At 69.2% G+C, this 19474-nt stretch carries 23 protein-coding genes; 9 read left to right on the top strand and 14 right to left on the bottom strand.

Annotated elements, in window-relative coordinates; genetic code table 11:
- Positions 1–5: 5 nt before the first annotated feature.
- On the top strand, positions 6–1283 hold the full coding sequence (locus tag IB230_RS17575; protein WP_192274162.1) for a hypothetical protein: 1278 nt from the start codon (positions 6–8) through the stop codon (positions 1281–1283).
- Positions 1280–2530, top strand: a complete 1251-nt coding sequence (locus IB230_RS17570; protein WP_192274161.1) for an ABC transporter permease — start codon at positions 1280–1282, stop codon at positions 2528–2530. The genes IB230_RS17575 and IB230_RS17570 overlap by 4 nt, the downstream gene beginning before the upstream one ends.
- A gap of 241 nt (positions 2531–2771) precedes the next feature.
- Here IB230_RS17570 and IB230_RS17565 read toward each other — a convergent pair whose 3' ends face one another.
- From IB230_RS17565 to IB230_RS17520, 10 genes are all read right to left on the bottom strand, one after another.
- On the bottom strand, positions 2772–3119 hold the full coding sequence (locus IB230_RS17565) for a hypothetical protein (protein ID WP_192274160.1): 348 nt from the start codon (positions 3117–3119) through the stop codon (positions 2772–2774).
- 63 nt (positions 3120–3182) lie between these two features.
- Positions 3183–3584, bottom strand: a complete 402-nt coding sequence (locus tag IB230_RS17560) for a hypothetical protein (protein WP_192274159.1) — start codon at positions 3582–3584, stop codon at positions 3183–3185.
- 13 nt (positions 3585–3597) lie between these two features.
- Entirely contained in the window at positions 3598–4155 is a 558-nt protein-coding gene (locus IB230_RS17555) for a dihydrofolate reductase family protein (RefSeq protein ID WP_192274158.1), read from the bottom strand.
- A gap of 53 nt (positions 4156–4208) precedes the next feature.
- Positions 4209–4640 carry an antibiotic biosynthesis monooxygenase family protein gene (locus tag IB230_RS17550; protein WP_192274157.1) on the bottom strand — a complete coding sequence of 144 codons (432 nt, stop codon included), beginning with the start codon at positions 4638–4640 and terminating at the stop codon, positions 4209–4211.
- A complete protein-coding gene (locus tag IB230_RS17545) occupies positions 4622–5005 on the bottom strand; it encodes a GFA family protein (RefSeq protein WP_192274156.1) in 384 nt (127 codons plus the stop codon). The genes IB230_RS17550 and IB230_RS17545 overlap by 19 nt, the downstream gene beginning before the upstream one ends.
- Positions 5006–5102: 97 nt before the next feature.
- Complete coding sequence (locus IB230_RS17540; RefSeq protein WP_192274155.1) at positions 5103–5528, bottom strand: hypothetical protein; 426 nt, start codon at positions 5526–5528, stop codon at positions 5103–5105.
- Positions 5529–5602: 74 nt separating this feature from the next.
- The gene (locus IB230_RS17535; RefSeq protein WP_192274154.1) at positions 5603–6037 is read right to left on the bottom strand and encodes a hypothetical protein; all 435 of its coding nucleotides are present in this window, start codon (positions 6035–6037) and stop codon (positions 5603–5605) included.
- A 130-nt stretch (positions 6038–6167) separates the two neighbouring features.
- Positions 6168–6650, bottom strand: a complete 483-nt coding sequence (locus IB230_RS17530) for an MgtC/SapB family protein (RefSeq protein ID WP_192274153.1) — start codon at positions 6648–6650, stop codon at positions 6168–6170.
- 58 nt (positions 6651–6708) lie between these two features.
- Positions 6709–7548 (bottom strand): PhzF family phenazine biosynthesis isomerase, encoded by an 840-nt coding sequence (locus tag IB230_RS17525; protein ID WP_192274152.1) that lies wholly within the window; start codon positions 7546–7548, stop codon positions 6709–6711.
- Positions 7545–8222: a hypothetical protein gene (locus tag IB230_RS17520; RefSeq protein WP_192274151.1), complete on the bottom strand. Its 678-nt coding sequence runs from the start codon at positions 8220–8222 to the stop codon at positions 7545–7547. Before IB230_RS17520 ends, IB230_RS17525 begins: the two co-directional genes overlap by 4 nt.
- Before the next feature lie 72 nt (positions 8223–8294).
- On the opposite strand from IB230_RS17520, the gene IB230_RS17515 reads away from it, so the two are divergent.
- On the top strand, positions 8295–9734 hold the full coding sequence (locus IB230_RS17515) for a PLP-dependent aminotransferase family protein (protein ID WP_225589653.1): 1440 nt from the start codon (positions 8295–8297) through the stop codon (positions 9732–9734).
- Between the two features lie 10 nt (positions 9735–9744).
- Here the strand turns inward: IB230_RS17515 and IB230_RS17510 are convergent, their stop codons facing one another.
- Both IB230_RS17510 and IB230_RS17505 read right to left on the bottom strand, forming a co-directional pair.
- Positions 9745–10896, bottom strand: a complete 1152-nt coding sequence (locus tag IB230_RS17510) for a hypothetical protein (RefSeq protein ID WP_192274149.1) — start codon at positions 10894–10896, stop codon at positions 9745–9747.
- 71 nt (positions 10897–10967) lie between these two features.
- Positions 10968–11882, bottom strand: a complete 915-nt coding sequence (locus tag IB230_RS17505) for an AEC family transporter (RefSeq protein WP_062358186.1) — start codon at positions 11880–11882, stop codon at positions 10968–10970.
- Positions 11883–12011: 129 nt separating this feature from the next.
- Here IB230_RS17505 and IB230_RS17500 point away from each other — a divergent pair, with 129 nt between their 5' ends.
- From IB230_RS17500 to IB230_RS17480, 5 genes are all read left to right on the top strand, one after another.
- The gene (locus tag IB230_RS17500) at positions 12012–12671 is read left to right on the top strand and encodes an alpha/beta fold hydrolase (RefSeq protein WP_192274148.1); all 660 of its coding nucleotides are present in this window, start codon (positions 12012–12014) and stop codon (positions 12669–12671) included.
- A gap of 17 nt (positions 12672–12688) precedes the next feature.
- Complete coding sequence (zapE, locus tag IB230_RS17495) at positions 12689–13822, top strand: cell division protein ZapE (RefSeq protein ID WP_192274441.1); 1134 nt, start codon at positions 12689–12691, stop codon at positions 13820–13822.
- Positions 13823–13826: 4 nt separating this feature from the next.
- Positions 13827–14618 (top strand): NAD-dependent deacylase, encoded by a 792-nt coding sequence (locus IB230_RS17490; protein ID WP_343227357.1) that lies wholly within the window; start codon positions 13827–13829, stop codon positions 14616–14618.
- A gap of 26 nt (positions 14619–14644) precedes the next feature.
- Entirely contained in the window at positions 14645–15211 is a 567-nt protein-coding gene (locus tag IB230_RS17485; RefSeq protein ID WP_192274147.1) for a hypothetical protein, read from the top strand.
- A 75-nt stretch (positions 15212–15286) separates the two neighbouring features.
- The gene (locus IB230_RS17480; RefSeq protein WP_192274146.1) at positions 15287–15958 is read left to right on the top strand and encodes a hypothetical protein; all 672 of its coding nucleotides are present in this window, start codon (positions 15287–15289) and stop codon (positions 15956–15958) included.
- Positions 15959–16088: 130 nt separating this feature from the next.
- Here IB230_RS17480 and IB230_RS17475 read toward each other — a convergent pair whose 3' ends face one another.
- Positions 16089–17003 carry an alpha/beta hydrolase gene (locus IB230_RS17475; RefSeq protein WP_192274145.1) on the bottom strand — a complete coding sequence of 305 codons (915 nt, stop codon included), beginning with the start codon at positions 17001–17003 and terminating at the stop codon, positions 16089–16091.
- A 186-nt stretch (positions 17004–17189) separates the two neighbouring features.
- Here IB230_RS17475 and IB230_RS17470 point away from each other — a divergent pair, with 186 nt between their 5' ends.
- A complete protein-coding gene (locus IB230_RS17470) occupies positions 17190–18503 on the top strand; it encodes a VOC family protein (protein ID WP_225589651.1) in 1314 nt (437 codons plus the stop codon).
- Positions 18504–18633: 130 nt separating this feature from the next.
- On the opposite strand, the gene IB230_RS17465 is transcribed toward IB230_RS17470, so the two are convergent.
- Positions 18634–19410: a DOPA 4,5-dioxygenase family protein gene (locus tag IB230_RS17465; protein ID WP_192274144.1), complete on the bottom strand. Its 777-nt coding sequence runs from the start codon at positions 19408–19410 to the stop codon at positions 18634–18636.
- Positions 19411–19474: the final 64 nt, after the last annotated feature.

The following is a 19474-nucleotide window of genomic DNA, read 5'->3' as shown; positions in this document are numbered from 1 at the left end:
AGCGCATGACACGACGCGCCGTCGTGCTGGCGCTGGCCATGACGCTGGCCGCCTGCGGCAGCGACGAGATGCCGGTCGCCAGCGAGACCGTGGCGCAGGGCCCGCTGACGATCAGCGTGCGCGGCGAGGGCGAGCTGCGTTCGGCCAAGCCCACGCCGTTGACCGTACCGGGCAAGAACTGGGCGCAGCGGCAGGTGGTGGAGATGGTGCCGGAAGGCAGCCTGGTGAAGAAGGGCGACGTGCTGGCGCGCTTCGTCTCGCCGGAGGGCGAACAGCAACTGGCGCAGGCGATGATCGACCTGCAGCGCAACGCGCTCGCGCGCGCCGCGAAGGAAAGCGGGCTGGAATCCACCCGGGGCCGCGTGGAGGTCGACCTGTCGCGGGTGGCCGTGCAGCTTGGCATCGCGCAACGCTATGCCGACGCCGACCTCAGCACCGTCGCGCGCAACCAGGTGCTGGATGCGGTCGAGGACAAGGAATACCTGCAGGTGCGGCAAGGGGTGCTGCAGTGGCAGCGCGACCAGTCCGGCGTGCGCGGTGGCGCCGAACTGGCGGTGCTGGACGCGCAGCGCGCCACCTTCGACATGACGGCGAAGACGCGGCGGGACGACATGGACGCGCTGGAGCTGCGCGCACCGAACGACGGCGTGCTGCTGCTGGCGGCCAACTGGTCGGGCGACAAGCCGATGGTCGGCGCCAACCTGCGCGCCGGTTTCGAGTTCGGCAGCCTGCCCGACACGTCGGCGATGGAGGTCGAGATCGACCTGCCGCAGATCGAGGCGCAGGGCGTGCAGGCCGGCGATGCGGTGGTGCTGCATCCGCTCGGCCGCCCGGACCAGCGCATCGACAGCAAGCTCTCGTGGGTGGCCAGCGCGGCGAAGGTGCGCAACCGCGAGAGCCCGGTGAAGTTCCTGTCGATGCGCGCGCCAGTGCCGGCCGCCGCGATCGAACGCTACCGGCTCATCCCGGGCCAGCGCTTCGCGGCGTCGGTGGTGCTGCTCGACGCGAAGGACGCGATGGCGGTGCCGAATGTCGCCATCGAACAGCGCGACGACCGCCATTGGGTGCAGGTGAAGCAGGGCGGCGACTATGTCGCACGCGAGGTGACGCTGGGCGTGCGTGGCACGGCACGCTCGCAGGTGGTGAAGGGCCTGAAGCCCGGCGACCAGGTACGGCTGTCGCAAGTCGAGGTACCCGCGCCCGGTGACGATGCCGACGACAAGGACAAGACCGACGCCGAAGGCCGCGAAGCCGACGCCGCCGCTGAAGGAAAGAGTGCATGACCGGCCTGTTCAACCGCCTGCCCACCGTCTGGCGCGAAGCGGTGGAGGAACTGTGGCGCCGTCGCCTGCGCACGCTGCTGACGCTGCTCGGCATGATCTTCGGGGTGGGCGCGATCGTGGCGATGCAGGCGGTCGGTGAAGGCAGCCGGCGCGAAGCGCTGCGGCTGGTCGAAGGCCTCGGCCTGCACAACCTGATCGCCGAGGCCAAGCCGCAGGACGAGGACACCATGAAGGAGACGCGCGAGCGCAGCCTGGGCCTGACCGTCGCCGACGCGGACGCCGCGCTCAGCGTGGTGCCCGGCGCCGAGCGCCATGCCGCCGAGAAACAGGTGCGCACACACACCGTCTTCAGCGACAGCGGCCGCAGCGATGCGCAGGCGAGTGGCGTGAGCGCCAGCTGGTTCGACCTGTCGTCGCTGAAGATCGCCCAGGGCCGCGCGTTCACCGCCGACGACGAAGCCGCGCTGGCGGCGGTCGCGGTGCTCGGCCACCAGGCCGCGGCGGACCTGTTCCCGAAGGGCGATGCCATCGGCGGGCTGATCAAGGTCAACCATGTGTGGCTGGAAGTGGTCGGCGTGCTGACCGACCGCGACCTGGGCCAGGACGATTTCGAAGGCGTGCAGCTGGGCTCGGAGAGCAACCGCATCTACGCACCCCTGGCCAGCGTGCGCGCGCGCTTCCGCTTCCAGCCGCAGGAAGACGAGGTGGACCGCTTCCTCCTGCGCCTCGACGATCCGCAGCGGCTCGCCGCTGGCGCCGGCGTGCTGTCGGCGGTGCTGGACCAGCGCCACGCCGGCATGGCGGACTACCAGCTGATCGTGCCGCAGCAGTTGTTCCAGCAGCACCAGCAGACGCAGCGCATCTTCCAGGTGGTGATGGGCGCGATCGCCGGCGTCAGCCTACTGGTCGGCGGCATCGGCATCATGAACATCATGCTGGCCAACGTGCTGGAGCGCCGCCGCGAGATCGGCCTGCTGCGCGCGCTCGGTGCGCGCCGCCGCGACGTGATCGCGCAGTTCCTGCGCGAGGCCACCGTCATCTGCATCGCCGGTGCGGTGCTGGGCCTGGTGTTCGGCGGCGTGCTGGCCTACCTGATCGCCACGTTCGCCGGCTGGCAGGTCGCGTGGGCCCCGCTGCCGATCCTGCTGTCGGCCGGTTTCTGCGCCGTGGTCGGCCTCGGCTTCGGCGTGTATCCCGCGCGACAGGCCGCGCAGCTCGATCCCATCGCAGCGCTGCGGCACGACTGAGCCTCAGGCCAACATCGATGCCTTCGTAGGATGGGTGGAACCGTAGGCGGCTTTCAACGGCGTAGCCGGTCTACCCATCGTCTTGGAGCTGCGCTTCTCAGCGATCTGCCAGAGGCAAGTTGATCCCATCAACTCCTAGACATGGCGCATTGATGGAAAGCCGATGGGTATCGCCTTCGGCTCCACCCATCCTACGGGTTGCGCTTGTCCGTGCGACGGCGCTCGAGCCTCGTGAGCGGCATCAATCGCGCGCGGGCTCGGCGGTGATGGTAGACACGCGGTCGGCCAGGGCGATGATCTCCTCGGCGGTCATGCCCGACACCTTGTCCTTGATCCCGGTGATGCCGAGGGTCTGCAACGCCGGATCGCGCGCCGCATCGTGGGCCGAGTGCGTGCCGGCCAGGTTGATCTTGAGCATGGCCAACGCGAGCTTCTGCTTCTGCTCGGGCGAGGCCTCCTCGTGCATGGCCTTCCAGCTCGCCTCGGCGGTGGCGTCCGTGGACGCATCGAGCCGCAGCGGCTCCTTCGCGCCCACCGACGAGATGGCGAGCAGGCCGGCAAGCGCGGCCCATCCAAAACGGTGTTTCATCCTGTTCCTCCTTGAGTGACCCTCGTTGGCCTCGCAAGCGTAGCAGCCCGCGGGAGCGGATCTTCATTTCAACGTCCAGGCTTCGGGGAAGGAGGTGGCATGCACGGGGCAATCCTTGTGCGACGCCACTTCCCAATAGCCGTCCAGGGACGCCAGTCCGTCCTGTGGTCCGCGCTGCGTGATGGGACGGAGGTGGAAGGTACCGCAAGCATCGGTGGTGACGCGCATGCCGCCGTCCGCCATGGGTGTGCATCGGGCACCGATCTCAACCGACGGTTGGCCGTACGCCGGATCAATTTCGAGCACACACTGGTCAGATGTGCGGTCCACGGAGATAGACCCTCTCGGTCCCTCCGGATGATCCGCGCGGCACCCGCATAGAAGTAGCAGCGCGACGATCGCGACCGGCTTCGTGCGCACCGGCACGCGGTTGGACGCCGGGTTGAATGCGGCGTCTGGCGACATGCTTCTCTCCGACTCAGCGCGCACGCCGATAGTGCATCGCCACCGCGCCGCAATGCAGGGGCGTCGCAGAGACGAGTTCGAGCCGTCGCGCGCCCGGCAATCCTCCCGGGTACAGCGTCGGGCCACGGCCGGCGATCCTGGGGTGGACGAGGAAGCGGTACTCGTCGATCAGGTCGAGCCGGTCCAGTGCGTTGGCCAGCAGACCGCTCCCGAGCAGTACGCCGTCCGGCGTCGCGTCCTTGAGCGCCTGCACGCCGCTGCGCAGATCGCCGGCGATGCGGTGGCTGTTCGACCACGGGAAGTCCGCGCGCGTCGACGACACCACGTACTTCGGTTTGTCCTGCAGCTTGTCCGCCCATTCGCGCAGGGCCGGCGGCGCATCCACCTCGCCACGGGCGACCGCCGGCCAGTAGCGTTCCATCATCTCGTAGGTGACGCGGCCCCACAGCATCGCGCCGTGCTCGTCCATCAGCCGGGTGAAGAACGCATGCGTCTCATCGTCCGCGATGCCTGCTTCGTGGTCGACGCAGCCATCGAGGGTGAGGTTGAGACTGAAGGTCAGGATGCCCATGGCGTGCTTCGTTCCGGAGGCTCGTGGTTACGCGATGCGGCACGACGCCGGGATCACCTCGATGATGCGTTGGCTCGCAACGCGGACACCGGCACCAGCTGGTCCTCGATGGGATCGAGCGGTATCTCGGGGAGGAACTCGATGATGCATTCCATCATGTCCGCATGCGCCGAAGGATGTACGGAGGGCAGCGCGAAGGCGTCCGACCGCGCCTGCGCGCTTTCCCATTGCGCATACGCATACCAGATGCCGTCGGCGCCCTTGTGCAAGCGCGATCCCAGACCGCCGCGCTGCGAGCGGATCAGCGATGTCAGCGTGGACCAGGCCGCGATGTACTTCGCTTCCTTGTCGGGATGCACCCTCGCCCGGTAAATCACGCAGAACCCCAATCCATCAATCATTCGTGAAATTCCTTGAGACGGGAGGCGCACCGGTGTCCGGGTGGAATCGACCGGTGTTACGGCGATCAATCGATGAACGTCCATGTATCCGCACCATCGAAGCGCCTCACGACCAGGGCCTCCACGAGGCCCGGATCGAAGTTGCGCAGATTCACGCCATGCCGTGCGCTTGGCGTCGGATCCAGCGGCTCCCAGTGGGTGACGATCCCGCAGGTCCTGCAGCGGACGTTGCGCAGGGTACGATCCCCCCAGACGTAGTTCTCGGTGTTCCCGGGATGGCCTTGAATCGTGACGGTGCCGAACTCGTAGAACGCCCAGATCCCTCCCGTGCGACGGCACAGCGAGCAATTGCACGTCAGTACCTCCACCGGCACGGCGGGGAGCGTGAGGCGGACGGCGCCGCAATGGCAGGCGCCTTCGAGTGAGGGCGCTGAAGATTCGTGGCTCATGGCCGGCATCCTGGTGTGTGCCTCCGGGCAGGGCCCCCGTCGAACCTTGAAGCGGATCGGTTCGGCGAGAACGACGTGCCAGGAGCGAGAACACGGGTCACTTGGCAGGCGGCGGCGGTGCTTCCGCCAGCGTTCCCGTGCTGTAGTGGCCGCCCGCGGCTGCGCAGTCGACATCGCGCGCCGGCTCCCACTTGATGGCGGTACCGGTCACGACCGGCCTCACGAACCGCCAGGGCCAGAAGCCGAAACGCTGCGAGCCGTTGTAGTGGATGACGGCATCGGCACCCGCTGCCTTGGCATCGGCGATGACCATGGGAAGGATGTCGTTGACGCTGCCATAGCTGCCCTTCCCGTACTTCAGCTTCCTGAGCGTGGTGTAGGTGTGGTCAGCGGGCGGCGTACCGGTGAACAGACAGATACCGCCGCCCTGGCTTTGCGGCTCAGGCGCAGGATCGGCGGTCTGGGCGTTGCAAAGTTGCGAGGCGCAGACGAGCGCGACGCCGATCATCGTTTTTACGAGCATGGTGGAATCCCCTTTCCGTTGGTGTTTCTGCGTTGATGAAACGGCACACGACGCGTCACTCCCCTGACGACGGTTCAAGCCGCGCCGCGAAGCGGCGTCGGCTTGAATGAATTGCTCGGCTCGCGGCCGATGAGCCTGAGCGCCACTCGCCTCACGGCCGACGTGGTGTGGACCATCGCCAGAAGTGCGTACAACAGCGCCTTCTGTCCACGCCGACGGATCACGAAGACATGCATGTGCAGGTTGTGGCGCTTGCGGACAAATCCACCGCTGTGGATGATCACGAATGAGTGGGCATTACCCGTGACGCTGTCCGACAACTCGTGCGCCTGGGCCATGAAGAAGCCCATGACCGAATGATCGATGCTGGGATGATCCGGATCGGACGGCTCGTGGCAGAGCACAAAGCAGTGCTTGCACAACGGCATTGCATAGGAAACGAGGAAGCACTCTCGCTCGGAATATCCCGCCGGGACAGTGATCTTCCTGCGTCTCACGAGAAGGTTCATGGGTGCGCCTGACCCTTGGTGGACCCCGATACAGGGCGACAACGTGGATGTTCATCGCCGCCCAATAGCGCGTCAAGACACAAAAACATGCGGGTGGCCGCTTCCGCGGCGTGATTCCACTGCCCCAACGTCAACCTGCGGCGTCTTCGTTCCCGGACCCACCCCGCGACACGCGCCGCTCCATCCACGCCAGCACGGACAGCACCGCGAGCGTCAGCAGCGTGGCAAGCAGGGCCAACCAACCGTGGCCGAAACCGACGGCTACGCCGATCACGGCCACCATCAGCAGCGAAGCGGCGGTGGTGATGCCGGCGACGCCGCGGCCGCGCTGGGCGATCATCGTGCCGGCGCCGATGAAGGCCACGCCGGCGATCACCGCTTCCACCAGGCGGAAGGGATCGATCTGCACGCGCTCTTCGTTGTGCTGCGCCTGCGCCAGCATCATTTCACCCATGCCGGTGAGCATGGCGGCTGCCGCCGCGACGAGCGTATGGGTACGGAACCCGGCGGGCCGGTCCTTGATTTCGCGCTCCAGACCGATAACGCCGCCCAGCAGCATCGCGAACCCGATGCGCGCGACCACCGACACCTGCGCTTCCCAACCATCGAACATGGCACGACCCTCCTGCATCGATGCTTCCATCGGGGCAGTCAAGGCGGTGCGAAGGCGGTCAACCCGCGCCGATCTCCACTGCCGTCCCGCTCACCCGCACGCCGTCGCTCACGTCGACCGGCACGGCCACGTTCAACAGGCTGGGGCGGCCAAGGTCGTGGCCCTGGTGGATGACGAAGGCGCGCGTGGCGGGCAGTGCGTCGTGTGCCGCGAGATACGCGCCCAGCGCGGCGGCCGCGGCACCGGTCGCGGGATCTTCCACCACGCCGCCCGGCGGGAAGGGATTGCGCGCGTGCAGGGTCTGCGCGTCCTCGCGCCAGACCAGGTTGACCGTGGTCCAGCCGCGCGCCTTCATCAGTGCAGCGAGCGCATCGAAGTCGTAGTGCAGGTCGGCGAGGCGTGCGCGCGTGGCGGCGGCGATGACCGGATGCCAGGCGCCCGCATACGCGAGCCCCGGCGGCAGCTGGGGATCGAGTTCGTCGTGACGCCAGCCGAGCGTTGCCAGCAGTGCGCCGAGATCCGCCGCATCGATCGGTGCGGTGCGTGGCGGCACGCTGGTCAGCGTGGCGGTGAAGCCGGCATCGACCGTCACCGGCACGCGTCCGGCCTGCGCATGCAGCACGAAAGCGCCCGGACCCTGGTCGCGTGCCTGCGCCACCATCGCCGCGATCGTCGCGTGCCCGCAGAAGCTCACTTCCGCCAGCGGACTGAAGTAGCGCACGTCGAGTTCGCCATCGGCGCGCGGCAGCAGGAAGGCGGTTTCCGAGTAACCCAGATCGGCGGCGATGCGCTGCATGGCGGCGGCGTCGAGCCCACGCGCATCCAGCACCACGCCGGCGGGATTACCCCCTTCGGGATCGGGGGTGAACGCGCTGTAGCGCAGGATCGCGGGGGTCATGATGTTTCTCCGACCACCGCGGTGGGCGGATCCAGGCGCACCACCAGATAGCGCAGGAAGAACTGCGTCAGTGGCCCCACGCCGAAGGCGAACACCAGCGTGCCCACGCCCGCCACGCCACCGAGCAGCACGCCGATGACCAGCACGGTGACTTCGATCAGCGTGCGGATGCGGCGGATCGACCAGCCGGTGCGGCGGGCCAGTCCGGTCATCAGGCCATCGCGCGGACCCGGTCCGAGTTGCGCGCCGATGTACATGGCGGTGGCGACCGCGCACAGCACCACGCCGGCCACCAGGTAGGCACAACGCAACGCCAGACCTTCCGGCGTATCGAGCAGGGCCAGATTGAGATCGGCGAACGGACCCAGCAGCAGCGTATTGGCGACGGTGCCCAGGCCCGGCATCTGCCGCAGCGGAATCCATGCCAGCAGTACGGCCACCGCCGTGAGCACCATCACCATGCCGAACGACAGCGGCACGTGATGCGAGACGCCCAGGTGGAAGACATCCCACGGCGACGCGCCGACGGCGCCTTCGATCATCAGCGCAATGGCCAGGCCGTACAGCCAGAGTCCGACGAGGAGGCGCAGCAGGCGTTCCGGCAGGCGGCCGGCCTTCAATTGCGCGAGGGGGCCGAGGTTGGCGAGTCCGGTGGGAGTGGTGGGCGGTTTCATGGGGCCACCATCCTCCGGATTGGCCCTTTCCACTAGAGCCAATCGTGACATAGTGGCCCCATGGAACGCGCATTGGCCCCTGACCGTCTCGCCACGCTGGTCGGCGACTTCCCCCGCACACCCGCCTACCGTGGCCTGCGCGAGGCCCTGCAGGAACTCATCGGCGACGGCCGGATTCCGTTGGGCATCCGCCTGCCCAGCGAGCGCGCCGTCACCCAGGCGCTGGGCGTGTCGCGCAACACCGTCACGCGCGCGTACGCGGACCTGGTCGCGGCCGGCTTCGCCACCGCCCGCCAGGGCGCGGGCACGTATGCGGCCGTACCGGTCGACCGGCGGCGCGCGCATGACCATGCCCTGCATGCGGTCGGCAAGGCGCATGCGATGGAGGGCGTGATCGACCTCAACTGCGCCGCCGGCGGCGCCACGCCGGGGGTTGCCGCCGCCTATGCGCGCGCAATGACCGCCCTGCCCGCCTATCTGGCCAGCGACGGCTACCTGCCGTCGGGCCTGCCGGCGCTGCGCGGACTGGTCGCGGCCGACTACGCGCGCCGTGGCCTGCCCACCGCGCCGGAACAGATCGTGATCACGTCGGGCGCGCTGTCGGCCATCGCCATCGTCGCGCGTGCGCTGTCGCGTCCGGGCGACCGCGTGATGATCGAATCGCCGGTGTACTCCAACGCGATCGAAGCGCTGCGCCTCGGCGGCGCGCGGCTGGTCAGCGCGCCGATGGCCGATCCGCTCGGCGACGAGGGCTGGGACGTGGCCGCGATCGAGGCGACGCTGCGGCAGACGGCGCCACGCCTGGCTTACCTGATTCCCGATTTCCAGAACCCCACCGGATTCCTGATGCACGACGCGCAGCGCGCCCGCTATGCCGCGGCCCTGCACGCGACGCGCACCACCGCGATCATCGACGAGACGCTGCAGTCGACCTGCCTGACAGACGCGCCGATGCCCGCGCCGTTCGCGGCGCATTCGCCCGGCGCCTATACCGTCGGCGGCGCATCGAAGCTGTGCTGGGGCGGCCTGCGCGTGGGCTGGATCCGCGCACCGCGCGACGCCGTCGACCGCATCGTCGCGGCGCGTGTGCAGATGGACCTGGGCAGCTCGCTGTTCGACCAGCTGGTGGTCGCGGAAATGCTCGGCACCGACAGCTTCCTCGCCGTGCGCCGCGAACAGCTGAGGCAGCGACGCGACGCGCTGGCACAGGCGCTGCGCGAACACCTCCCGGACTGGCGCTTCCGCCTGCCCGATGGCGGCCTGACGCTGTGGGTGCGGATGCCGCACGGCAGCGCCACGCAACTGGCCGCCGATATGGAGCGGCAGGGCATCTACCTGGCGCCCGGCCCGGTCTTCAGCGTGGAAGGCGGCGCCGACAGCTGGCTGCGGATTCCCTACGCCAAGCCGGAGGAGCAGCTGGTGCAGGCGGTGCGGGCGATGGCGGCGACGTGGTCTGAACGCCCGCAGGACGCGGGCATGCAGCAGCGACGCTCGAAGCGGCTGATCGCCTGACGGTGACCCGTCAGCGCGTCGCGGCCGGGGTTCCGGTGAGCGCCGCGCGGTACTGCGGATCGTCCGGCTGCCAACCCGCGGGCGGCAGGACGGCGATGCCGTTGGCTTCCAACTGGCGCTGCATGGCAGCCAGTTCGCCATCGCGCAGGAACACGTCGATGTAGTCCTCCGGCATCCGCCGCGTAGCCGCCGGACGCTGGTACAGCTGCATGGTGCTTTCGTGGACCCAGGCGAAACGGCGCAGGCGTTCGCGTGCGACGTCGCGCTCGGCATCGGTGTCGGCCCATTCCACCAGGCGTGGCAGCGAGATGGCGCGGAACAACAGCGTCGACGTGTCATCCGCCAGCAGCGTGTAGAGCCGCTTGCATGCAGACAGGGTGGGGGCCGGCAATCGACCGACCTGCGCACGGCACCGCTGCGTGATGGGATGCAAGGCCGGAATGGCGATGGCGGCATTCATCGCCATCACCACGGCATCGGGCATGTCGTGCGGCGTGGCCGCGCGCCCCAGCATGAAGTCCTCGCCGATCGCCGCTGCCAAGGCAGGATCGAGCGGCGGCATCGGGATCTGTCGCAGCGTCTCGGCCATCAGCAGGCCCGTCTCGTTGGCACGGGAACGGTATCGCGTCGCGCGGGTCGCAGCCTGCCAGTACCGCTCGGCCGACACGGTGTCGTTACGCTGGACGGCATCGGCGTAACGGGTGAGCAACGGTTCGGCATTGCCGGGGTCGGCCGCGATCACGCGCTCCAGCAGCACCTCGCGGTCGCAACCCGCGTCCGTCTTTGCGCAGGCGTTGAGCAGCGCCCAGTCCACCAGCGGATCGTCGCCGCGACTGGCCGAGTACGCGGCCTGAATCCATCCGCGCGCCAATTGCCAGGGAGCCGCCGCCGGCCGGCCCGCTTCGTCGTACTGCATCGGCCACAACCAGCCCGCGACGAGCAGATCGCGCGGCGTGCCGCGCGCCGCAACGGACCGCAGATGCGTCTCGACATTCGCGCGCCACGCGTCATGCCAGGCCTTGCTGGCCGCCGCGAGCTGCGGATCAGATTCGACCCGGCCCGGCACCTCCGGTGGCGGACCCTCCTGCGCGAGTGCCGGCAATGACACGGATACGGATGCCAACAACGTCAGCCACAGACCCACCCTGCCCGCCTTGCGCATTGCCCACTCCTGTCGGGAAACGAGGTCGCACGTTCGCATGAAGCCGTCTCGCGCGCCAACTTCGGCGTGTATCACCCCAACCGCTGCACCACCCACGCCCACATCGGCAGCGTGACCAGCGACAGCAGGATGCCGTAGCCGACCAGCGCGGCGGCCAGGCGCGGGGCGAGTTGGTGCGAGATCGCCAGCGCGGCGGCGGTGATCATGGTGGGCATGGCAGACTCCAGCACGTTCGCCTGCAGCATCTCGCCGCGCATGCCGAACGCGAGCGACAGCGGCACCGCGAGGGCCGGCATCACCAGCAGGCGCAGCAGCAGGCCGACCGCGAGCGGCTTCAGCTCGTCGCGCGGCAACTTCAACTGCAGGGTCAGGCCCACGGCCAGCATCACCAGCGGCAACATGGCATCGGCCAGTTTCTGCAGGGCGGAGGCGATCCACGCTGGCGGCTGCTCCGGCATCAGCGTCAGGCCGAACAGCAGCGCCCACACCGGCGGGAACTTCAGGATGCGCAGGACGATCTCGCGCGCCGTAGGCGGTGCATCGCCGCCGTAGCGCGCCAGCACGTACAGCCCGAACGTCGACAGCAGGATGAAGGTGCCGAACTGGTCGTAGACCACGGCGTACGGCAGCGCGTGCTCGCCCAGCAGCGCGCGCACCATCGGGTAGCCGATGAAGCTGCTGTTGCACAGCGCCACGCACAGCAGCAGCACGGCATGCTCGTCGCGACGGAACTTGAACATGCGCGTCGCCAGCGCGACCAGCGCGACGGTGGCCACGGTCAGCAGCCACGGCGTGACGACCACGCCCATCAACGAGGTGTCCAGGCGCAGGCGCGGCACGTAGGTCAGCATCGCCGCCGGCAGGCAGACGTACAGCACGACGCGGTTGATGACGTCGCCCGCGTTGTCGGGGAAGGCGCGCAGGCGGGCGAACGCCATGCCGAGCGCCAGCATGGCCAGGATCAGGGCGAAGGCATCGAATGCCATGGTGCAGCGGGATACGACGTGGGGACCGCAGGATCGCATACCCGGCCGCGCGATGCGCTTGGGCTTTCGTCGGTAGCGCGTTCCACGGCGGTGGGGAACACGTCGTGGCGCAGGGCTTATCATGGCCGCATGACGAACCCCGCTTTCCCGACGGCCTCCGGCCCGATCACCCTCGAGGGCCCCGACGGCGCACTCGAGGCCCACATCGACTGGCCGGAAGACGGCGAACCGGTGGCACCCGTCACCGCGGTGGTCTGCCACCCGCTGCCCACCGAGGGCGGCACGATGCACAACAAGGTCGTGGTGATGGCTGCGCGCAGCCTGCGCGAACTCGGCGCTGTGACGGTGCGCTTCAACTTCCGCGGCACCGGTGCGTCCGATGGCCTGTTCGACCACGGCGACGGCGAGGCCGACGATCTGCGCGCCGTGGTGCAGTGGGTACGCGAACAGCGTCCCGGCACGCATCTGTGGCTGGCCGGCTTCAGCTTCGGTGCGTACGTGTCGCTGCGCGCCAGCGCCGACCTGCAGCCGGACGCGCTGGTCTCGATCGCACCGCCGGCCGGTCGCTGGGACTTCGCCGCGATCACGCCACCGACGTGCCCGTGGCTCGTGATCCAGGGCGAGCAGGACGAGATCGTCGAGCCCCAGGCCGTGTACGACTGGATCGATACGCTGAAGCAGCCGCCGGAACTGATCCGCATGCCGGAGACCAGCCACTTCTTCCACCGCAAGCTGATGGACCTGCGCGGCGCCATCAAGCATGCGATGAAAGGCTACGTGCCGGCGTGATGGCGGACGACGCACGCATCACGGCGCCTACGCCGTCGCAGGTCTACGCGCGCGGCGCGGCGCAGGGGCAATGGCAGGACGATCCGGCGCAGCATCCCGCGCTGGCGCAGCTGGACCGCATCCACGCCGCACTGCTGGCGGAGCCGGCATCGACCGGGCTGTTCGGCCGCCTGTTTGCCAAACCACCGGAAACGGTGAAGGGCCTGTACTACTGGGGCGAGGTCGGGCGCGGCAAGACCTTCCTGGTGGACCTGTTCTACGACACCCTGCCGCTGCCGACGTATTCGGTCTCGCAGAACAAGGCGCATGGCGAAGGCGGCGGCAAGTACCGCACGCACTTCCACCGCTTCATGCGCGGCGTGCACGAACGCCTGCGTGAACATGCCGGCGAGAGCGATCCGCTGGCGAAGATCGTGCGCGGGGTGCGCGGCAAGCTGCGCGTGCTGGTGCTGGACGAGTTCTTCGTCACCGACATCGGCGATGCGATGCTGCTGGCGCGCCTGCTGGACCGCATGTTCGCCGAAGGCATCAGCCTGGTGACGACATCGAACACCGCGCCGGAGAACCTGTACAAGGACGGCCTGCAGCGCGCGGGCTTCCTGCCGGCCATCGACCTGCTGCAGCAGCATTGCGTGGTGCTGCGCTCGGACGGGCAGGAGGACTACCGCCTGCGCGCCCTGACGCGTTCGCCGGTCTACCGCACGCCGCTGGATGGCGAATCCGACCGTTGGCTGGCCTCGCGCTGGTGCGAACTGACCGGCGGCGAAGCGGCGCATGCGGGCAACATCGAGATCGACAGCCGCAAGATTCCCGTGCGTGGCCGCGGCAAGAGCATCGCCTGGTTCGATTTCGCCGCGTTGTGCGAAGGCCCGCGGGGTACGACGGACTACATCGAGATCGCGCACGAGTTCAACACGGTGCTGCTGGGTGGCATCCCGACCTTCGACCGCATGAACGAGGATGCCGCGCGGCGCTTCGTCAACCTGATCGACGAGCTCTACGACCGCCACGTCAACCTGGTCTGCACGTCGGCCGCCGCGCCGACCGCGCTGTATACCGGCACGCGACTGCAGGGCGCGTTCGAACGTACGGCCTCGCGCCTGATCGAGATGCAGAGCGCCGAATACCTGGCCACGCCGCACAAGGCCTGAGCGCGTGGACACCGTGCCCGCCGCGATCGCCGACGTGCTGCAGCGGACGATCGCAAGCGGCGGCCGCCTCTGCGTGCTGACCGGCGCCGGCATGTCGGCCGAGAGCGGCATTCCCACCTTCCGCGGCACCCACGACAGCCTGTGGTCGCGCTTCGACCCGATGCGGCTGGCGACGGCCGAGGCATGGCGCGAGGATCCCGCGCTGGTCTGGGGCTGGTACCGCTGGCGCATGCAGCTGGTTCGCGACGCGCAACCGAACGCCGGTCATCGTGCGCTGGCGGACCTCGCGCAGCGCGTATCGCTGTCGCTGGTCACCCAGAACGTCGACGACCTGCACGAACGCGCCGGCAGCGCGGTCGATGCGCACGTGCACGGCAGCCTGTTCGCACTGCGCTGCTTCGCCTGCAGCCGCGCGCACGATGGTCCGCTCGACGATTACGTGGACGGTCTGCCGCGGGTCGAACCGATGCGTTGCGATGCGTGCGGTGATCGCATCCGTCCCGGCGTGGTGTGGTTCGGCGAAGCGCTGCCGGACGATGCGTGGGACGCCGCGACCGAAGCCGCCACGCGCTGCGCGCTGATGCTGGTGGTGGGTACGTCCGGGCTGGTCTATCCGGCTGCCGGTCTGCCCGCGCTGGCGCGTCGTCATGGCGCAACCGTGGTGGAGATAAATCCGGAACCGACGGCGTTGTCGGCGGAGGCCGACCATGTCTGGCGTGCGACGGCGGCCGAAGCGCTTCCCCGTCTCGCAGCGCGGCTCCCCTCGATTGACGTCACGTCATCGCAGCGACGATAGTCGACAGCGATACGGAGGGCGACGCCATGATCCGGTGGACCGCGGGCATCCTGTGGGGAATCTCGCTTGCGTGCGTCCCGATGGCGGTGCATGCCTGCTCTTACCCCGAGCCTCCGACGTTCCGGTCCGCGCTCAAGCGCGCCACGGCGGTGTTCGTCTTCCGCCTCGACGAAACCCGCTATCGCGAGGCGGGCTCGACGGCCCGCAGGGTATGGGCGGAAGGAAAGATCACGCCCGTGCAGCACCTCTTCGGCGACGCATCGCGTTACAGACACCTGACGTTCCACAGCACCTGGTGTGGCGGACTCAGTCTGGTGGTTGGACACCATTACCTGATCGCCACCGATGCGAAGGGCGACACGATCGCACTGGCGCCGGCGGATGCGTCCCTGCTGGACCTCGACGGCTTCTACGACCCTCGCAACCCGAAGGAGAACTTGCGCCGTCCGGAGATCCTTCCGGTCATCCAGGCCCTCTACGGCGTAAAGCCGCTCCCGGACAGCTATCCCCCGGCGTGGATTGCCGGCCGTACCGACGGGACGCCGCCTCCGCCTCCACCGCCCGGCAACCAGGCGGGTGGACCGGGTCGCTGACGGCATAGGGCGCTCACGCAACCGCTTCACGTGCGGTTTGCCAGACTCCAGGCAACCGTCGCGGAGGAGCCCGCCATGAAACCCATCGTCCGGATTCCGCTGTTCGCCATCCTCGCAGCAGCCCTGTTCGCCGGCTGCGAGCGCGCACCGGAGCAGGAAGACGTCGAAGCCGCCACGCGGAACGCGGCGGAGATCGCCGATCCCGCGCCACCCGTCACCGGACGCGAAGCGCCGCAATTCCAGTTCTCGGATGACGAGATCGGCCTTGCGCTCGCGCCGACGGCAGGCTTCACGCTGAAGCGCGACCTCACCCGCGACTACCTGTCCGCCGGCGCATGGAAGACGTTTGCCGAACCCGACATGCGCGGCGAACCACTGGTCGCGCTGGTGCTGGACGGCTCGGACAAGATCACCGCCGCCGAGCTGCGCATCGGTACCAGCACCGACAGCCATGCGGTGGTGACATGCCTGGATCCGCCGGAAGGCGCGACGACGGAAGCGCCGGACGAAGTCCGCATCGATGGCCAGCCGTTCACCCACTTCCGCGTCGGCGACGCGGCGATGAGCCACTACCAGTCGGTCGACGCCTACCGCCATGTGCGCAACGAACGCTGCATCGCCATCGACCTGCTGGTCGCCGGCACGCGCCCGGAGGTCTACGACCCGCCGGCCACGCCACCGTTCGACGAAGCGACCGCGCGTGCGCGTTTGCAGGAAGCGCTGGGGGCGGTGCGGATCACGCGCTGAGGCGTTGCCCACCCTCCCCCGCCGCGGGAGAGAGGGGGAGCGCGATGTGGGGTTCTTGTGGGAGCGACGTAAGTCGCGATCGGCGATCGGTAAAGCCCCATCGCGACTTACGTCGCTCCCACGCCGAGTGCTACTTCAGCTGACGCTGCACGAACGCATCTACCGCCTCGGTATACGCCGACGGCAACCCGAGAGTGCGATTCACCTCGCCATGCGACAGGTCCTCGGGCAGCACGTCCATCGCCACACTCAGCGTCTTCGCCTTCTCGGCCATCGCCCGTCCCTGCGGGCAGGCGTCCTTGCGCCGCGAGGAGCAGACGAACAGCATCGGCACCGCGTCGCGGGTGAGCTGGTGGTAAGGCGAAGCGGCGATCCAGTCGTTGCGGTCTTTGCCGAATGCACGCTGGTAGACGCCGGGTAGCGGCGGGCGCTGCATGGTCTGCGGGACGTCGAGCGCACCGCTGTCCAGCGACACCACGCCACGCGGCTTCGTCGCGCCGGCCTCGCGCCACAGCGTGGACGACGCACCGACCAGCGCGGCGAGATGCGCGCCGGCGGAATGACCCATCAACAGTACGCGCGAGGCATCGCCGTTCCACTCGGGTGCGCGCTTCTGCACCGTCGCCAGCGCGCGGGCGATATCGCGCGCCTGGTCGAGCGGGGCGGTGTCCGGCCGCAGGCGGTAGTTGGTGGAGACCAGGATGTAACCCTTCGGCAGCCAGTACGCGGCCTTGTTCTCGACCACGCCCGGGTTGTCCTTGTTGCCGTTGGCCCAGCCGCCGCCGTGGACGAACAGCAGGATTGGCGCGTTCTTCGGCTGTGCCGGCAGGTAGACGTCGAAGCGCTGCCGCGGATCATCGCCATAGGCGACATCGCGGATCGCACGTGCGCCGGCGGGCAGCGTGGGCGCGCGCGCGGCCGGCTGGCGCGAAGCCTCGCGCCTGTCCTGCAGGCGTTCGCGGAAGGTCTGTGCGGCCAACGGCGGCAGCGTGGCGAGCAGCACGCAGGCCAGCAGGCCGGTGCGGAACAGCAGGGTCGGCGTCATGGGGTCACCTCGGACGGGACAACGCGCCATCCCCGGCCGGGTTGACGACGCCCGACCCACCGGCTGGCCCGCGTCTGCGCAGACGGCGACAATACGCACCCCCGGCGGCCCCACGCCGCCTGCCTGCCGACCCCCATGACCGCCTTCGTTACGCCCGACCGCATCCGCAGCCTGTTTGCCTAGGCCATGTCCGACATGTACCGCACCGAGGTGCCGCTGTACGGCGACCTGATCGAGCTGGTCGGCGAGATCAACGACGCGACCCTGCAGCGTGATCCCGCGTTGGCGGCACGACTGGCGCGCAACGCGGAAACGGAACGGCTGGACTTGGAGCGCCATGGCGCCATCCGCGTCGGCACGCCAGCCGAGCTGGCGATGCTGGGTCGCGTGTTCGCGCTGATGGGCATGCACCCGGTCGGCTATTACGACCTGACCGTCGCCGGCGTGCCGGTGCACGCGACGGCGTTCCGCCCGCTGACGGAAGCCGCACTGGCCGCCAACCCGTTCCGCATCTTCACTTCGCTGCTGCGGCTGGAACTGATCGCCGATGCCGCGCTGCGTGCGGAAGCGGAAGCGATCCTCGCCAGGCGCGACATCTTCACCGCCGGCGCGCGGGCGCTGGTGGACCAGGCCGAACGCGATGGCGGATTGAACGAGGTGGATGCGCAGCGCTTCGTCGCCGAGGTGCTGGAGACCTTCCGCTGGCACGGCGATGCCACGGTCGCGCTGGAGACGTACCGCGCGCTGCTCGGCCTGCACCGCCTGGTCGCCGACGTGGTCAGCTTCCGCGGCCCGCACATCAATCACCTGACTCCGCGCACGCTGGACATCGATGCCGCGCAGGCGGCGATGCTGGCGCGCGGCATCCAGGCCAAGGCGCAGATCGAAGGCCCGCCGCGCCGCGCGGTGCCGATCCTGCTCCGGCAGACCAGCTTCAAGGCGCTGGAAGAGGAAGTCGCCTTCCCCGATGCCACCGGCACGCTGGTGCCCGGCAGCCACAGCGCGCGCTTCGGCGAGATCGAACAGCGCGGCCTGGCGCTGACGCCGGCCGGCCGCGATCTGTACGACCGCCTGCTGGCGGAGGTGCGACAGGCGGGCGGTGCGGGCAACACGTCGGCGGACTACCCGCAGCGGCTGGCGGCGGCGTTCGCGGCCTTCCCGGACGACGAAGCGACGCTGCGTCGCGAGGGCCTGGGCTACTTCCGCTATCGCCTGACGGAGAGCGGCGCGGCCTTGCCGGCGGCCGAGCGCGCGGCGATGACGCCCGACGCCCTGGTCGATGCCGGCCACGCCGTCGTCGACCCCATCGTCTACGAGGACTTCCTGCCGGTCAGCGCCGCGGGCATCTTCCAGTCCAACCTGGGCGGCGGCGAACAGCGCGCCTACGACGCGCACGCCAACCAGGAGGCCTTCGAAGCGGCTCTGGGCAAGACCATCCACGACCCGTTCGCGCTGTACGCGCAGGCGCAGGACGCCTCGATCGCGGCGCTGCAACGCTGACATAGGGCGGGCCTTGGCCCGCCGTCGCCCTGCTGGACCTCGCGACGCGGCCTGGAGAGCGGCGGTGTCGCCGCATCTCCACGGCACTCGACGCATGTGATGGTGGGCAAAGGCCCACCCTGCGGCGGGCTCACGTCTCCAGTGGCACCGTCGGAATGATGTTCGGGTTGATCTGCTCCACATCGCCGCCGCCGCCGTCGACGAAGCGTCGCCACGCGTAGGCGTTGACCGACTGCGAGCGATTGACCCACAGCGCATAGTGCAGGTGGTCCGAACGCGGATCACCGGTGTTCGGATGGATCAGGATGGTCAGGCCCAGGCTGTTGAGCTGCAGCCACGGCACCACGATCGGCAACAGGTCGGGGGTGAACCCGTAATAGAACGAGGGCGTCACGTGCGGGCCGCGCGGCTCCAGGTTCCAGTCGCCCAGCTCCACCGGGAAGCGTTCGACCGTCCAGCGCCGGATCAACGCTGCCTTTTCGTAGCTGTCCTCGTCGAAGTAGATGTGGGCGTGGTAACTGCGGATGGCGGTGTAGGGCCGCGGCGACGTCGGCAGCACCTGTTCGTCCGGGCGCACGCCCGGCGGACGCGGCGTGGGCTGCGCGGCCGTCGCCGTGCCCCACGGACTCGTGCCCGGCCCCGCGATGGGCAGCAGCACGCCGCCTGCAGACACGCGGGCGCCAGCTCCCCCTGCGTTCACGACCTGCGGGGTCCGCGAAGGGGCAGCGGCCATCGTCGTGGCGGCGGCGGTCGCCAGCCCGGCGCCGGCCAGCAGTGCACGGCGGCGCGCCGGAGACAGCAATTCTGCCCAGTCGCGGTCCGCCACGGGATCGATGACACGGGCGACCACGTCGCGCGGCGTGTGGTCCAGGTCGATGGCGGGGAGGTCGTCGTGATCGTGGGACATCGGCAGTGCGTTGAAAGGGCGATGCCCCACTCTAGGACCGCCGGACTGCCGTGCGCGCACGCGC

Source organism: Pseudoxanthomonas sp. PXM01, from assembly GCF_014851815.1.
Taxonomy (GTDB): Bacteria; Pseudomonadota; Gammaproteobacteria; order Xanthomonadales; family Xanthomonadaceae; genus Pseudoxanthomonas_A.
This window is presented reverse-complemented; position numbering and strand designations above follow the sequence as displayed.